This is a genomic window from Mycolicibacterium peregrinum, assembly GCF_001665625.1.
Lineage (GTDB): Bacteria > Actinomycetota > Actinomycetes > Mycobacteriales > Mycobacteriaceae > Mycobacterium > Mycobacterium peregrinum_B.
This window is the reverse complement of the sequence record NZ_LZSY01000002.1, coordinates 48,338-64,491: the sequence shown is the minus strand read 5'-3', so window position 1 is coordinate 64,491 and position 16,154 is coordinate 48,338. Positions and strand designations below refer to the sequence as shown.

At 67.7% G+C, this 16,154-nt stretch carries 12 protein-coding genes; 8 read left to right on the top strand and 4 right to left on the bottom strand.

Translation table 11 applies throughout. The features are described from left to right. Positions 1 to 53: 53 nt before the first annotated feature. Positions 54 to 602, bottom strand: coding sequence for an Rv0340 family IniB-related protein (locus A5779_RS00290; RefSeq protein ID WP_064877829.1), 549 nt, complete (start codon positions 600 to 602; stop codon positions 54 to 56). A gap of 197 nt (positions 603 to 799) precedes the next feature. Here A5779_RS00290 and A5779_RS00285 point away from each other — a divergent pair, with 197 nt between their 5' ends. The 3 genes from A5779_RS00285 to A5779_RS00275 all read left to right on the top strand — a co-directional run bounded on the left by A5779_RS00285 (position 800) and on the right by A5779_RS00275 (position 8,247). Then, a complete protein-coding gene (locus tag A5779_RS00285) occupies positions 800 to 2,581 on the top strand; it encodes an Hsp70 family protein (protein ID WP_064877827.1) in 1,782 nt (593 codons plus the stop codon). Positions 2,582 to 2,591: 10 nt separating this feature from the next. After that, positions 2,592 to 5,084 carry an isoniazid response ATPase/transcriptional regulator IniR gene (iniR, locus tag A5779_RS00280; protein ID WP_064877825.1) on the top strand — a complete coding sequence of 831 codons (2,493 nt, stop codon included), beginning with the start codon at positions 2,592 to 2,594 and terminating at the stop codon, positions 5,082 to 5,084. Positions 5,085 to 5,259: 175 nt separating this feature from the next. Beyond that, a complete protein-coding gene (locus tag A5779_RS00275; protein WP_236734598.1) occupies positions 5,260 to 8,247 on the top strand; it encodes a heterodisulfide reductase-related iron-sulfur binding cluster in 2,988 nt (995 codons plus the stop codon). 188 nt (positions 8,248 to 8,435) lie between these two features. Here A5779_RS00275 and A5779_RS00270 read toward each other — a convergent pair whose 3' ends face one another. Beyond that, a complete protein-coding gene (locus A5779_RS00270; RefSeq protein WP_064877821.1) occupies positions 8,436 to 8,681 on the bottom strand; it encodes a hypothetical protein in 246 nt (81 codons plus the stop codon). Between the two features lie 237 nt (positions 8,682 to 8,918). Here A5779_RS00270 and A5779_RS00265 point away from each other — a divergent pair, with 237 nt between their 5' ends. Further along, a complete protein-coding gene (locus A5779_RS00265; RefSeq protein ID WP_064877819.1) occupies positions 8,919 to 10,208 on the top strand; it encodes a pyridoxal phosphate-dependent aminotransferase in 1,290 nt (429 codons plus the stop codon). 6 nt (positions 10,209 to 10,214) lie between these two features. On the opposite strand, the gene A5779_RS00260 is transcribed toward A5779_RS00265, so the two are convergent. Beyond that, positions 10,215 to 10,778 (bottom strand): hypothetical protein, encoded by a 564-nt coding sequence (locus A5779_RS00260; protein ID WP_064877817.1) that lies wholly within the window; start codon positions 10,776 to 10,778, stop codon positions 10,215 to 10,217. An 80-nt stretch (positions 10,779 to 10,858) separates the two neighbouring features. Between A5779_RS00260 and A5779_RS00255 the strand changes: the two genes are divergently transcribed. The 4 genes from A5779_RS00255 to A5779_RS00240 are packed head-to-tail and all read left to right on the top strand — an operon-like array spanning position 10,859 to position 15,758. Further along, positions 10,859 to 12,100: a YibE/F family protein gene (locus A5779_RS00255; protein WP_064877815.1), complete on the top strand. Its 1,242-nt coding sequence runs from the start codon at positions 10,859 to 10,861 to the stop codon at positions 12,098 to 12,100. A 42-nt stretch (positions 12,101 to 12,142) separates the two neighbouring features. Further along, complete coding sequence (locus A5779_RS00250; RefSeq protein WP_064877813.1) at positions 12,143 to 12,667, top strand: 2Fe-2S iron-sulfur cluster-binding protein; 525 nt, start codon at positions 12,143 to 12,145, stop codon at positions 12,665 to 12,667. After that, a complete protein-coding gene (locus tag A5779_RS00245; protein ID WP_064877811.1) occupies positions 12,664 to 13,659 on the top strand; it encodes an FAD binding domain-containing protein in 996 nt (331 codons plus the stop codon). The genes A5779_RS00250 and A5779_RS00245 overlap by 4 nt, the downstream gene beginning before the upstream one ends. Beyond that, positions 13,656 to 15,758, top strand: coding sequence for a xanthine dehydrogenase family protein molybdopterin-binding subunit (locus tag A5779_RS00240; protein WP_064877809.1), 2,103 nt, complete (start codon positions 13,656 to 13,658; stop codon positions 15,756 to 15,758). The genes A5779_RS00245 and A5779_RS00240 overlap by 4 nt, the downstream gene beginning before the upstream one ends. Positions 15,759 to 15,767: 9 nt before the next feature. Here the strand turns inward: A5779_RS00240 and A5779_RS00235 are convergent, their stop codons facing one another. Further along, positions 15,768 to 16,136 (bottom strand): nuclear transport factor 2 family protein, encoded by a 369-nt coding sequence (locus tag A5779_RS00235; protein WP_055110724.1) that lies wholly within the window; start codon positions 16,134 to 16,136, stop codon positions 15,768 to 15,770. Positions 16,137 to 16,154 lie beyond the last annotated feature (18 nt).

Here is a 16,154-nt window from a genome sequence, read left to right as displayed (position 1 = left end):
TGTATAAGCGCGCGACCCATGCGGTCGCGCGCTTATTGGAAGGTCCGGGGGCTTCAGTCGAAAATATCGAAGCCGCCCGGGTCGTCGGTGTGATGCTCGGTGTCGACGACGTGGTGATCCCACACGGCATCCGATACCGGATCGGCGACCGGCACATCCTCGATGACCGGCTCGTTGAGCTGTAGCGATACGTCTTCGAGCGGCTGCTGAAGGACGCCGATGTCGTCGATGACCGGCCCGGTGGACACCAGATGGTCCAGTGAGCCCGACTGGTCGATCACCTGCCCCGCCGTCGTATCCCAGGCATGGTTGGGGGCATCGACCGGCACGTGATCGCCGAAGGCGTCGAACGCCGCCGTGGCCGCGCCACTGGCCCAGACGTTGCCGCCCGGGTCGGCGGCACCCAGGTCACCGAATGCGCCGCCACCGCCGGATGTCGACAACGACTCCGACACGACGGGAATCAGATTGTTGACGTCCGCGCTGGTCACATCGGTCAGATGCGCGTCGGCGATGGCCTGCGCCGGATCGGCGGCATAGTGGGCAGCAGCGTCAGGGTCGCGCACCAGCGACATCACAAAGTCCAGCAATGTGTTCGCCATGCTCCACCTCCTCAACGGTTCGCTTCGAATGCTAGCCAGCTGTGGGGGTGCTGGGATCGGTGCCGAGCCCACCCCCGCCCACCCGCCATTAGGGGGGTGGACATTAGGGGATTGACGCCACTAGGGGAACAATGCCGAGCCCTGGATGCCTCAGCGGTTAGGGTGAGGGTCGGCCGAGACAACAGGAGTGACGCCTGATGACCGACTCACTGGGGTTGTCGATCGGGATGACCAACCTGGTGGCAGCCCGCGAAGGCCGCCAACCGGTGATCCGCCGATCGATTTTCACGCTGCACAACGACCGGGCGCCGGACGTCGGCGAGTACACCGGCAGCGGGTTGCCGCTGGCCGGCTTCGTGGAGCGCGTCGGCGACCCGGTTCCCCTTGTCGCGGCCGACGGGTCCCAGCACCGAGGTGAACTGGTACTGGCCGAGGCACTGGACGTCATGGCCCGCACCGCCGGCGGTGGTGCGCCCGTGGTGATCGCGGTACCTGCGCACTGGGGTCCCAGCACCGTGGGCGCCTTACGTGGCGCACTGCGCAACAAGCCCGCGCTGTCACCGACTGGTGTGCCGCCGGGACTGGTGCCCGACTCCTTGACCGCGCTGGCGGCGCTGCAGGCCGATCCGGGGTTACCCGCCGACGGCGTCGTGGTGTTGTGCGATTTCGGCGGCAGCGGGACGAGCGTGACGCTGGCCGACGCCGGCGCCAATTTCGCCACGATCGCACCGACTTTCCGTTATCCGGACTTCTCGGGCGATCAGATCGACCAGGCGCTGCTCAACCACGTGCTCAGCGGGATCGCGACGGCCAACGATTCCGACCCGGCCGGTACCGCGGCGGTCGGTTCTCTGGCAAAGCTTCGGGCCGAATGCCGTCAGGCCAAGGAGCGGTTGTCTGCCGACACCGCGACAGCGATTCCCACCGAACTGCCGGGGTTCAACTCCGACGTCCGAGTGACCCGCCCAGAACTAGAGCAACTCATGTCCGCGCCACTGGCCGGCCTGTTGGACGCCGTTGAAGACACGTTGCAGCGCAACAACATTGCGCTGTCGAGTGTGACCGCGGTCGCCACCGTCGGCGGCGGAGCGGCGATCCCCCTGGTGACCCAGCGACTGTCCGAGCGGTTGCGCGCCCCGGTGGTGACAACCCAGCGACCGCAACTCGATGTGGCCCTGGGGGCCGCTCTCGTCGCCGAGCGCGTCATCGACGCCGCTGCACCGACCGGCATGGCCCCCGAGGTGGCGGCTGCCGATGCTCCCACCGGCATGGCTCCCACCAGCCTCGGACCGGCTGCCTGGGCGGCGGGCGCCACCATGGCGCAACCGTCGGCCGACGACGGGGATGCGGGGAGTGCCCTGGCCTGGTCGCAGGACGATGCACCCGGAAATGAACCGGTGCCCTATGCGGGCGGCGAGTACGAAACCGCGCCGGGCACGACCGCGGCGCGGCCACCCGTCCAGTTCAGTCATGAAGAGGAGATGTTCGACGCCGAACCGGCGCCGCTGCCCTGGTACAGACGTCCGGGGATCCTGTTCGGGGCCGCGGCTGCGGCTGTACTGCTGGCCGCAGGCGGCCTCGCGGTGACGTTGACCAGTTCCGAGGGGGATTCCACCCCGCTCACCGAGACCAGCACCACCTACTCGATGGGGCCGTCCCCGGAGGGGCCGCCGCCCGAGCCGATCACGACCGTGACCGAGGGGCCCGACGGGGTCAAGACCACCACCGTCGTCGTCCCGCCACCGCCGCCGCCGGAGACGACGACGTCCGCGCCGGAAACCACCACGACGACCAGCCCGACCACAACCACCACGACAACGACGACCACCACAACGACCACGACGCCGCCGACAACAACCACGACGACGCAACCGCCGACGACGACCACGCAGCCTCCGACGACGACGAAGCCGCCGACCACCACCCAGCCGCCGGTTACCACCACTGCGGCAGCGGAGGCCCCAGGCGGCGGAGCGTAGGTCGGCGCTGATGACCGCCCCGGCACCGGAACCCGTTCCGGAGCTCCCGTTGGCTGCCCGGACGGCGATCGGTGCGGTGCTGGCCGACCCGGCCGCGCCGGTGAAGCTGCTGCTGTCCGGCGGCATCGGAACCGGTAAGAGCACGGTGCTCGCCGAGATCCGTGGCGCACTGCGCGAGGCCGGCCGTACCGTACTGACCCGCGCTCCCCGACCGGGCGATGCCGCCGAGGCGGCATTTGTCGTCGACGATGCAGACCAGCTGAGCGACGCCGAAATCGATTGCCTTGCAGAGAAAGTCGCGGATCCTTCGGCGACGGTGGTGGTGGCGTGTGAGCCGTTGACCCACCGCCCGCCGTTGCACGCGTTGGCCACCGCTCTGGAGCGGGAGAACCCGGTACTGCGGCTCGGCCCTCTGCCGGCAGCCGAGGTGGGCCGGGTGCTGACCGCGGCGCTGGGATCACCGGCGACCGTGGAAACCGTGAGATCGGTGCTGGCCGCGACCGCCGGTTTGCCGTTTCTGTTGCGGGCAGCGGCAGATGCGGTCGAGGCCCCGGCCGATGCGGCAAAGTTCGCACTGCTGCACCGATTACGACTGGTTGACGACGCCACCCGCGATGCGCTGCTGATCCTGTCACTGAGCCACGATCTCGGCCCCGACGACGTCGCGGCAGCACTGCGGTTGACCGGCGCCGAGGCGTCGGCACTGGTGGATCGGGCCCGCGCCGGCGGCTTGGTAGAGCCGTCTCACGACCGGCGGTTCGTCCGGTTGGTACACGAATCGCTCGCCCAGATCGCCGGCGCCGCCCGCCACCATGAGATCGAAACCTCCCTGCTCACTTCGCAACTCGAACTGTCGACCCTGTCTGCCGACCTCGCGGTACGTCTGGCCGAGCACGGACTACGCGATGACCGGCTGGCCGAGGCGCTGGCCGAGCACGCCGCCCACAATCGCGCCCGGCCGGCGCGGGCGGCTCGGCTCTACCGCGCCGCGGTCACAGCCGGGGCCGCCGCGGTGAGCACCCGACTGGCCGACGCACTGGCGTTGGCCGGAGACTGCACCACCGCGGCCCGCATGGCCGATGAGCTGCTCGGATCCGAGGACCCCTCCGAACGCGCCACCGCGGTGCGGGTCGCGGCCAGCGTCGCCATGCACGACGGCGGCGCAGCCCAGGCCGCCGACCTGTTCCAGTGGCTCGGCCCCTATCCGGACACTTTGATCAGCTCGGCCGCCGCGACCTCTTTTCTTGCCGCGGGTGACGCCGACGCGGCGCGGGCGTCGTCGAACTCGGAGGTGGCCGGACCACCCACCTCGACAGCGCGGGCGGCACGCAACCTGGCCGAAGGCCTGGTGCTGTCGTTGGATCAGCCGTTCGCCGTGACCGTGGCCCGGCTGGGGCAGGCGGTCACCGCGGAATATCAGGCCGGCGGCGTCGCCCCCGATACCCCGGCTGCTCTCGTGACGTTGGCCGCCCTGCACGGCGGTGACTCGGTGCGGGCACGCAGCGTGATCAGCCGGGCGGTGCGAGCCGGCAGCGGCGACGAGGCGTTCAGCGCGGCGCGCCACCGGCTGCTGTTGGGCTGGGTGAAGATGCAGGATGGCCAGCTCGGCGCGGCCGGCGCGGATGCTGCCGCCGCCGAAGCGGGTGAGGATCTGCACCGTCGCGACGCGTTGTGGGCGGCGGCGCTGCGTACCGCGATCGCCCGGCGAAGTGGAGACAGCGGCGCCGTCCAGAAGCACTGGTTTACCGCGGTCGAGGTGCTCGCCGAGTATTCGATCGACCTGTTCTCGCTGCTGCCGCTCGGTGAGTTGTGGGTGGCCGGGGCCAGGATGCGTCAGGTCGACCGCCTGGAACACACGCTGTCCGAGGCGTGGAGCCTGCTCGCGGCACTCGGCAATCCGGTGTTGTGGTCGGTGCCGCTGCACTGGGCCGGTGTGCACGCCGGGATCCTGGCCAACTCGCCGGGAGCCGTTGCTCCGCACGGACAGGCACTGACCGCGGCGGCCGGTCACAGCGCGTTCGCCCGCGCGCTGGCCAATGCCGGGCGCATCTGGCTGCGGGTGCTGGCCAATCACGTCGACACCGACGAGGTCACGACCGCGGCACGTGGGCTGTCGCAGTTCGGCCTGACCTGGGACGGCACCCGGCTGGCCAGCCAGGCCGCACTGCAGACCCCGGATGCCCGGGTGTCCCAGGCGATGCTGCAACTGGCCCGCGACCTCAAGCAGACCAGTGCCGTGGAGGACGTCGAAGTCGTCTCGGCCCCTCCGCCCGGCGCCGCACCCCGGGCGCCGGCTCCGTCGTCGACCAAGCTGTCCGACCGCGAACGTGAGGTGGCCGAACTGCTGCTGCTCGGCATGCCCTACCGCGACATCGGCAGTCAGTTGTTCATCTCGGCGAAGACCGTCGAGCACCATGTGGCGCGCATCCGGCGGCGCCTCGGCGCCGAGTCGCGCACGGAGATGTTGTCGATGCTGAGGGCGATGCTGGCTCCGCAGGGCTGAGATCCATACCACAGTGACCTCAAAGTTAGGTAAGCCTCGGTAGCGGTGGGAAACACCGAAATGTCACTATGAGCTGAAGGAAGCTAAGTTACTGACGGGTAACTATGCCCAAGTTACTCACGGGTAACATCCGAATGGAGGCGTTTCTGTGGAGAGTCTCGAACACACACTGGTTGTGTCGCGACTGATTCTCGGTGTGCTCGCAACGCTCGTCGTGCTGGTGTTCGCCGGCAAGCGCGTGCTGTGGCTGACCAAGCTGATCAGCTCGGGACAGAAGGTCGGCGACGAGCGTGGCCGCAAGGACCATCTCGTCCAGCGTTTCCTGAACCAGAACAAAGAAGTCTTCGCGCAGTCGAAGCTGCTGAAGTGGTCCATCCCTGGCCTTGCGCACTTCTTCACCATGTGGGGCTTCTTCGTCCTCGCCACGGTGTATCTCGAGGCCTACGGGGTGCTGTTCAACCCCGAGTTCCACATTCCGTTCGTCGGCCGCTGGGCCGTGCTGGGCTTCCTGCAGGACTTCTTCGCCGTCGCCGTGCTGGCCGGCATCATCGTCTTCGCGATCATCCGCATCCGTAAGAACCCCGAGCAGCTGGGTCGCGAGTCCCGCTTCTACGGCTCGCACAACGGCGGCGCCTGGACGATTCTGATCATGATCTTCCTGGTCATCCTGACCTACGCGATCTTCCGCGGTGCTGCCGTCAACGTCCTGGGCGAGAACTTCCCGTACCAGTCCGGCGCCTTCTTCTCCGACGGCATGGCCGCACTCCTGGCTCCGCTTGGCCACACCGCCAACGTGTGGCTCGAGACCATCGCGCTGCTCGCCCACCTCGGCGTCATGCTGGCCTTCCTGCTGATCGTGCTGCACTCCAAGCACCTGCACATCGGTCTGGCCCCGATCAACGTCACCTTCAAGCGCCTGCCCGACGGCCTCGGCCCGCTGCTGCCGATGGAATACAAGGGCGACAAGATCGACTTCGAGGATCCCGCCGAAGACGCGGTGTTCGGCAAGGGCCGCATCGAGGACTTCACCTGGAAGGCCAACCTCGACATGGCGACCTGTACCGAGTGCGGTCGCTGCCAGTCGCAGTGCCCGGCCTGGAACACCGGCAAGCCGCTGTCTCCCAAGCTCGTGATGATGAACCTCCGCGATCACCTGTTCGCGAAGGCTCCATACATCATCGAGGGCAAGCCGATGCCCGAAGAGGGTTCGGTCGACTTCGCCAAGCTGGGCGACAGCCTGCATGGGCACGGGGTTCCTGAGGACGGCTTCGCCCGCATCGAGGGTTCCGGCCCCGAGCAGGCACTGCGCCCGCTGGTCGGCACCGCTGAGCAGGGCGGCGTGATCGATCCCGACGTGCTGTGGTCCTGCACCAACTGCGGCGCCTGCGTCGAGCAGTGCCCGGTGGACATCGAGCACATCGACCACATCGTCGACATGCGCCGCTACCAGGTCATGGTCGAGTCGGAGTTCCCCGGTGAGCTCGGTGTGCTGTTCAAGAACCTGGAGACCAAGGGCAACCCCTGGGGCCAGAACGCCAAGGACCGCACCAACTGGATCGACGAGGTCGACTTCGACGTCCCGGTCTACGGCGAGGATGTCGAGAGCTTCGACGGCTTCGAGTACCTGTTCTGGGTCGGCTGTGCCGGCGCCTACGAGGACCGGGCCAAGAAGACCACGAAGGCCGTCGCCGAGCTGCTGGCCGCCTCGGGCGTGAAGTTCCTGGTGCTCGGCACCGGCGAGACCTGCACGGGTGACTCGGCCCGCCGCTCCGGCAACGAGTTCCTGTTCCAGCAGCTGGCCGCGCAGAACGTCGAGACCATCAACGAGCTGTTCGAGGGTGTCGAGACGGTCGACCGCAAGATCATCGTCACCTGCCCGCACTGCTTCAACACGATCGGCCGCGAGTACCCGCAGCTGGGCGCCAACTACACCGTCGTGCACCACACGCAGCTGTTGAACCGCCTGGTCCGGGACAAGAAGCTGGTGCCGGTCAAGTCCACCGGCGGCCCCGAGGTCACCTACCACGACCCGTGCTTCCTTGGTCGTCACAACAAGGTCTACGAGGCTCCGCGTGAGCTGGTCGAGGCCTCCGGCGTGACGCTCAAGGAAATGCCCCGCCACGCCGACCGCGGCCTGTGCTGTGGTGCCGGTGGCGCGCGGATGTGGATGGAAGAGCACATCGGCAAGCGCGTGAACGTGGAGCGCACCGAAGAGGCGATGGACACCGCCTCGACCATCGCGACCGGCTGCCCGTTCTGCCGCGTGATGATCACCGACGGTGTCGACGACGTGGCCGCGGCGCGCAACGTCGAGAAGGCCGAAGTGCTCGACGTGGCTCAGCTGCTGCTGAACTCGCTGGACAAGAGCGGCATCACGCTGCCCGAGAAGGGCACGGCGGCAAAGGAATCCGAAAAGCGAGCCGAGGCACGCGCGGAAGCCGAGGCCAAGGCCGCAGCGGCGGCACCGGCTCCGGCACCGGTGGTCGAGGAAGCTCCGGCGGCTGAGGCAGCACCCGCTGCCGAAGCTCCCGCAGCCCCGGCCGCAGCTGCGGCCCCGGTCAAGGGTCTGGGCATGGCCGGAGGCGCCAAGCGTCCCGGCGCCAAGAAGACCGCGGCTCCCGCTGCGTCGGCAGCTCCGGCTGCCGAGGCCGCCGCTCCGGCAGCTCCGGTCAAGGGCCTGGGCATCGCCGGAGGCGCCAAGCGTCCCGGCGCCAAGAAGACCGCGGCCCCTGCCGCCTCTGCCGCTCCGGCTGCCGAGGCGCCTGCCGCTCCGGCAGCTCCCGCGGCGCCGGTGAAGGGTCTGGGCATGGCGGCCGGCGCGAAGCGTCCGGGTGCCAAGAAGGCTGCGGCCCCTGCTGCGTCGGCTGCTCCTGCAGCTCCCGCCGCAGAGGCGCCGGCTGCCGCTCCCGCGGCGGCTGAGCCGGCCAAGCCGGAACCGCCGGTCGTGGGTCTGGGCATCGCTGCGGGCGCACGTCGTCCCGGTGCCAAGAAAGCCGCTCCGGCTGCTCCGGCAACCCCGGCCCCGGCTGCACCCGCCGCCGAGCCGACGCCGGAACCGGCTGCTGAGAAGCCCGCCGAGGCGCCGGCCGAGCCCGCCAAGCCGGAACCGCCGGTCGTGGGCCTTGGCATCAAGCCGGGCGCCAAGCGTCCCGGTAAGCGCTGAGCACGTCGTAACGCACCGAACGGCCATCTCCGCGAGGAGGTGGCCGTTCGGCGTTCTGCCCCCTGATGTCCTGTCCCAGCCCCTGTGACGAGTGTGCAGCTTATTGCGCCGTCCGACACCTGCCGGAGCGATAACCTGCACACTCGTCACAGTGCGCCACCGGACTATCCAGCGGAGGCCTGCGCCGATCAGCCGCCGCTACCGCCATAGGGTGGCGCCTTGACCGCCGGCGCCGCCACAGCCGGCGCGATCGTGCCGGTATAGGTGACGGTCGTGGTCTCACCGAGGGTCATCGATCCGCCGGAGACGACGGTGGCCGGGCCCTCCGGTGTTCCACTCATGGTGGCGGCGATGACGCCCATTGTGACCACGGCGCTGCCGCCGAGGACCGCAGCCAAGGTGTTGACTCGGAGGATGCTGGTAATTCGTGCCATCTGGATTGCCAATCTGGTTGAACTTGTTGCCGACGAAAACACCGTCTGACCTGGGTAGATAATCGGCCTTTTGCGTTCCAGCCATAGTTGCGCAGGTTCTGGGACAGTGCGCGGCCACCCAAGCGAACACACAGGCGGCTTGCATATGACTGCCAGGAACGGGCACGGATGGCGCGCCTCGGCAAATCAGCGCATTGTGGCGGTGGCCACCTACCACATGGGCAAATTCCAAATTCAGTGGACGGTGATGAGACCATGGTGAACGTGACTACCCATCAGTTGCCGTGGCAGACCGGTCAGCACCCGAAGCCGCGTACGTTCGCCCAGTCCACGAAGCTGCAGGACGTCCTGTACGAGATCCGTGGACCGGTACACGAGCACGCCTCACGGCTGGAAGCTGAAGGGCACCGCATCCTCAAGCTGAACATCGGCAACCCCGCGCCGTTCGGCTTCGAGGCGCCCGACGTGATCATGCGCGACATGATCCAGGCGCTGCCGAACGCGCAGGGCTATTCCGACTCGAAGGGCATCGCCAGCGCACGCCGGGCGGTGTTCACCCGATACGAGCTGGTCGAGGGCTTTCCCAAGTTCGACATCGAAGACGTTTATCTGGGAAACGGCGTCTCCGAGCTCATCACCATGACCCTGCAGGCGCTGCTGGACAACGGCGACCAGGTGCTCATCCCCGCACCGGACTACCCGCTGTGGACGGCCTCGACCGCGCTCGCGGGCGGCACCCCGGTGCATTACATGTGTGACGAGACCCAGGGCTGGAATCCCGACGTCGCCGATATCGAATCCAAGATCACCGAGCGCACCAAGGCGCTCGTCGTGATCAACCCGAACAACCCCACAGGCGCGGTGTACAGCCGCGAAACCCTGGAACAGATGGTGGAGCTGGCCCGCAAGCACCAGCTCCTGCTGTTGGCCGACGAGATCTACGACAAGATCCTCTACGACGACGCCAAGCACATCTCGCTGGCAACGCTGGCGCCCGACCTGCTGACCCTGACGTTCAACGGGCTGTCCAAGGCCTACCGGGTGGCGGGTTACCGCTCCGGCTGGCTGGTCATCACCGGTCCCAAGGAGCATGCGACCAGCTTCATCGAGGGCATCAGCCTGCTGTCCAACATGCGGCTGTGCCCGAATGTGCCTGCCCAGCATGCGATCCAGGTGGCGCTCGGCGGCCACCAGAGCATCGACGACCTGGTGTTGCCGGGCGGCCGGCTGCTCGAGCAACGTGACACCGCGTGGACCAAGCTCAACGAAATCCCGGGAGTTTCCTGCGTGAAACCGTCGGGCGCGCTGTACGCGTTCCCGCGCCTGGACCCCGAGGTGCACGACATCCACGACGACGAGCAGCTGGTGCTCGACCTGTTGCTGCAGGAGAAGATCCTGTTGACCCAGGGCACGGGATTCAACTGGCCCACACCGGATCACCTACGCATCGTCACCCTGCCGTGGTCGCGTGACCTGGCCCAGGCCATCGAGCGTCTCGGTAACTTCCTGGCCGGCTACCGCCAGTAAGGCCTGCTACCACCCGTTGTCACGTAGCCCGCACATCCACCAGCCGTCACCGAGATCGACCGGATCGGCGCAGATGAAGCCGTACATGTCGACCCCTTCGGGAGACTCGACGGGGTCGTACAAGTAGCCGCCGGCATCGTCGGGAATGCCGATCCACTGCGGGAAGAAGCGGCTTCCGTCCCGGACCGATACTCTTCCCTCCGCTACGAGAAACCTCAGCGTCCAAGGCAATTGGTTCCCGTAGTACTCCTTGCCGGGGTCGGTTTGCAGTGCCCGCTCGAACAACGGCCGGTGCATCGCGAACCACGTTCGGGGTGCTACCTTCCACGTCGAGTTCACCACTATGGTGACGACGACGAGTACCGGCGCCACCGTCGCGAGAACCACCCAACGGCGGCCTCCTATCGCCGCGGCCACCACCGCGGCCAACCCGAGCAAGTACAGCGCCCCCATGAGCGGGTTCATCAGGATGTCGAAGATCCACCACGATGTTCTCGACCAGTGCCACCAGAACCCGACCAACCAGCACGCCAGGCCACCCCACAGCAGCCAGACCCACCACCTACCCACCCGCTCAGTATCGCCGCCTGACGTGCAGTGCCCGGTGCGGACGCCAGGAACCCGACAGCCACCCCCTCTACGCTGTCCGGGTGGCGCATACGCATTCCCACTCCCATTCTCTGGCCGGTCCGTCGCCCTTGGGCCCGCTGGCCGCCCGCATCGTCGTCGGCCTGTTGATTGCCATCGGTCTCGCGATGCTCATCGGCGCCGCGGTGCTGTGGCCCAGCCACCAGAAGGTCGACATTCCGCTGCCCTTCCAGAACGCTGCGGGCGGTGCCGTCACCACCGAGGCCGGGCACGTCACGTCCAGCACTCTGGCCGATTGCGGCAGCCCGTCGGCCGGAGGCGTGTTGACGTCGACACCGAGGCCCGCCGAACCCGGCGGCGGTACCTGCGTGCAGAACCTGGTTGCCATCGATTCCGGGCCGAACAAGGGCGCCAAGACGCTACTCGAATTCACCACCGGCCCCGGGCAGCCGAATCTTGCTGCCGGAGACAGCATTCGGGTGAGCCGGCAGGTCGACGAGGCCGGCACGACGACCTATGCGTTCTTCGATTTCGAGCGCACCTGGCCGCTCGTCGCTCTGGCCGTGGCGTTCGCTGTGGTGATCGTTGCGGTGGCGCGCTGGCGCGGGCTGCGGGCCATTGTCGGCATCGTCGTGGCGTTCGCGGTACTGATGATCTTCCTGCTGCCTGCCCTGCGCGACGGTGCCCCGGCGATCCCAGTGGCTCTGGTGGCGTCGGCGGCCATCCTCTACGCGGTGATCTATCTGGCCCACGGTGTCAGCCTGCGCACCAGCGCGGCCCTGCTGGGCACTCTGACCTCGCTGTTGCTGGCGGCGATACTGTCCTGGGCGGCAATCGAATTGGCCCATCTGACGGGACTGTCCGAGGACCAGAACAACGAGGTCGCGGCGTATATGGGCAACGTGTCCATCACCGGACTGCTACTGGCCGGGTTCATCATCGGCTCACTGGGTGTGCTCAACGACGTGACCATCACCCAGGCCTCGGCGGTGTTCGAGCTCGCCGAGCACGGTGGCAGCCGGCGCTCGATCTTCGTGGGCGCCATGCGGGTGGGCAGCGACCACATCGCCAGCACGGTCTACACGCTGGTGCTGGCCTATGCCGGCAGCGCCTTGCCACTGCTGCTGTTGTTCAGCGTGGCCAACCGGTCGCTGGGCGACGTACTGACGGGTGAGAGTGTGGCGATCGAGATCGCTCGCTCCGCGGTGGGTGGCATCGCCCTGGCGCTGTCGGTTCCGTTGACGACGGGGATTGCCGCGGTGCTGGCCACTCCGCAGACCAGCAGGCAGAGCAGCAGGCACTGAGCCGTCACGTTTGGCCACCATCAGCCGGGGTACCCGGCGACGGTGAGCCAGCCCGATCGTCATCACAGCGAGTTGTCCCTCGAGGTCGACGGGACCCGTCGTGATCTGACGGTCGACAACCGCATGACACTGCTGGACGCGCTGCGTGAACGGCTGGGCGTCACGGCACCCAAGAAGGGTTGCGATCACGGCCAGTGCGGATCGTGCACGGTGCTGCTCGACGGACGCCGCGTCACGACTTGCCTGACGTTCGCCGTTGCCGCCGACGGGGCACAGATCACCACAGCCGCCGGCCTCGAGCAGAACGGTCAACTGCACCCGGTGGCGCAGTCCTTCTACGAGGAGGACGCCTTCCAGTGCGGCTACTGCACACCCGGCCAGATCTGTTCTGCGGTCGGCATGTTGGACGAGGCCAAGTCCGGAGCTCCCAGCTTCGTCACCGACGATGTCGAACTCAGCCCGGTGCTCACCGACGATGAGATCCGGGAACGGATGAGCGGCAACCTTTGCCGGTGCGCCGCGTATCCGAACATCGTCGCGGCGATCGGGCGGGCGGCGACTCGATGAAGCCGTTCGACTACCACCGTGCAGCGAGTCCCGCCGATGCGGTGGCTGTGCTGGCCGACCACCCGCACGGCGCGTTTCTCGCTGGAGGCACCAACCTGGTCGATCACATGAAACTCGGTGTCGCGCAACCTGATCTCCTGGTCGACGTCAGCCGGCTGGATCTGACCGAGACCGTTCACACCGCAGACGGTGGCGTTCGCATCGGCGCAAATGTCCGCAACAGCGATCTCGCGGCCGACCCGGTGATCCGCGCGCGCTATCCGATGCTGGCCCGGGCCTTGCTGTCCGGTGCGTCCGGACAGTTACGCAACGTCGCCACCACGGCCGGCAACCTGCTGCAGCGAACCAGGTGCGTGTACTTCCAAGATGTCACCACGCCATGCAACAAACGATCTCCGGGCACCGGTTGCTCGGCGCTCGACGGCTACGTGCGCTACCACGCCATCCTCGGAGCATCCCCGCACTGCGTGGCCGTGCACCCTTCGGACATGGCAGTGGCGATGTGTGCCCTCGATGCCCAGGTGGTGGTGCAGACCCGAGATGGCGAGCGTCGGATCCCGCTCGACGAGTTCTACCGGCTGCCCGGCGACGAACCGGACCGTGACACGGTGCTGCGGCACGGCGAGCTGATCACCGCGGTTGAGTTGCCCGCGCCACCGAGCGGGGCGGTGTCGGATTACCGCAAGGTCCGCGACCGCGCGTCCTACGCCTTCGCGTTGGTGTCGGTCGCTGCGGAGCTGACCTTCACGTCGACGTTCCAGATCGGTTCGGCGCGAGTCGCATTGGGCGGGGTGGCGCACAAACCATGGCGGGCGCGGCGAGCCGAGCAGGTTCTGACCGGCGATCAGCCCTCTGCGGAGACGTTCGCCGCTGCGGCCGACGCCGAACTCAAGCAGGCGGTACCTCTGCCGGGCAACGAGTTCAAGGTGGACCTGGCCCGCCGCACGATGATGGCGCAGTTGCGCATGCTCACAGAACGGAGGCGGCCGTGACTCTCGTCGAACCACACGCAATCGGAAAGCCATTGGCCCGCGCCGACGGCCGAGCCAAGGTCACCGGTACCGCCCGCTACGCGTTCGAGCAGCAGGTCGAGCATCCGGCGTATCTACATCCGATCCAAGCCACCATCGCACGTGGCCGGGTGACCGCCATGGACGTCACCGCAGCCCTCGCCATGGAGGGGGTCCTCGACCTGCTGACCGTGTTCGACGCCCCGACACTGGCAGATACCTCGGACGGTGAACTGGCCATCCTGCAGGACGACCGGGTGCATTTTCGCGGACAGATCATCGGCGGGGTGGTCGCCGAGACCGCTGAGATCGCCCGGGAGGCAGCCGCTCTGGTGCGGGTCGAGTATCGGCGAGAACCGCATGACGCAGAACTGACCGCGCATCATCCGGGCCTGTACACCCCCGAGTCGGTCAATCCGTCATTTCCCGCCGACACCGACGAAGGCGACGTCGAGGCGGCACTGGCGGCGGCCGAGGTGACGGTCGACGCGACGTACCGGACTCCGATAGAGCACAACAACCCGATGGAACCCCACGCATGTGTCGCGCAGTGGGCGATGCGCGACGGCCGCCCGGCGGTGACGCTGTACGACTCGACCCAAGGCGTGCACGTCGTGCGCAAGACCCTGGCACCGATGCTCGACCTGGAGCCCGAGCAACTGCGCGTCGTGGCACCACATGTGGGTGGCGGATTCGGGTCGAAAGGCGCGCCCCATGCCCACGACGTCCTGGCCCTGTTGGCCGCCCAACGGTCCGGGGGTCGCCCGGTGAAACTGGCGCTCACCCGACAGCAGATGTTCGCCCTCGTCGGCTACCGCACCCCGACCATCCAACGGCTGCGGCTCGGCGCGGACAAGAGCGGCCGGCTGACCGCACTGGTGCACGACGTGATCGAACAGACCTCGACCGTCAAAGAGTTCGCTGAACAGACCGCCGTCACCTCCCGCAAGATGTACGCCAGCCCCAACCGGCGCACGACGCACCGCCTGGCCGCACTCGACGTTGCCGTCCCGTTCTGGATGCGGGCACCGGGTGAGTGCCCTGGCACGTTCGCCGCGGAGGTGGCGATGGACGAGCTCGCGGTCGCCTGTCATCTGGACCCGATCGAGCTGCGCTTACGCAACGAACCCGACGTCGATCCCGAATCCGGCAAGCCGTGGTCGGGCCGTCACCTCGTCGAGTGCCTGAGGCTCGGTGCCGAGCGGTTCGACTGGGCTCCGCGGGATCCCCGCCCCGCCAAACGCCTGGCCGGCCATTGGTTCATCGGAACCGGCGTGGCGGCAGCGACGTACCCGGGGATGGCGATGGAAGGCAACACCGCCCGCGTCACCCACACCGGACAAGGCCGCTATACGGTCCAGATCGGTGCCGCCGACATCGGTACCGGCACATGGACCGCTCTGGCCCAGATCGCCGCAGACGCGCTCGGTTGCGGCGTCGAGGCAATCGATCTGCAGATCGGTGACTCCGACCTACCGCAGGCCTCGGTGGCGGGCGGCTCGTCGGGCATCACGTCGTGGGGTTCGGCAATCGTCGCCGCGGCCAATCAGTTTCGCCGCGAGCACGGGGATCACCCGCACATCGGTGTGACAGCGGAGGCCGAGGCGCCGCAGAACCCCGACGCGGACAAGTACACCGTGCAGTCGTTCGGAGCACACTTCGTCGAGGCCCACGTCAATTCCGACACCGGAGAGATCCGGATCCCACGCATGCTCGGCGTTTTCTCGGTGGGTCGGGCGATCAACGCACGGACCCTGCGCTCACAGCTGATCGGCGGGATGACCATGGGCCTGTCCATGGCCTTGCACGAGGAGAGTGTGCGTGACATCCGGTTCGGTCATGTGGTCACGCAGGATCTCGCGTCCTATCACTTCAGCGCCCACGCGGATGTGACTGGTATCGAAGCGATCTGGCTCGACGAGGTCGAGGAGCACCTGAACCCGATGGGGTCCCGCGGCGCCGGCGAGATCGGTATCGTCGGTACCGCGGCCGCAGTGGTCAACGCCGTCCACCATGCAACCGGAGTGCGGGTCCGCGAGCTCCCGGTGACCCTCGACAAGGTGTTGCCGGGGCTGCCGTGAGCCGTCGAATCAGCCGACGAGATCCTTTTCGGTGAGTTCGGTGGCGGCCAGCGCGGCGGCCAGGGTGTCGTGACGGAACGCCGACGTGACGTGATCGTGCACCACCCGGAATGCCGCAGCACCGGTGCGGGTGGTCCCGTCAGCCGCCATGATGGTCTCTTCGACGACGACCACGCCGTCGTGCACGAACATCCGCCCCGGCGTCACGGTGTCCCCGCCGGTTGCAGCCCACTCACGTAGGGCGGCGTGCCCTTGGGCGGCACCGTTGGCATCGCCCACCTCGATGTCATCGCTGGACAGCGCGATCAGGGTGTCGATGTCGTCTTCGTCCAGCGCGTCGTGCCAGGCCAGAACCGTGGCGATCTCGGATGTGGTCATGAACGAAACGTACGCCTC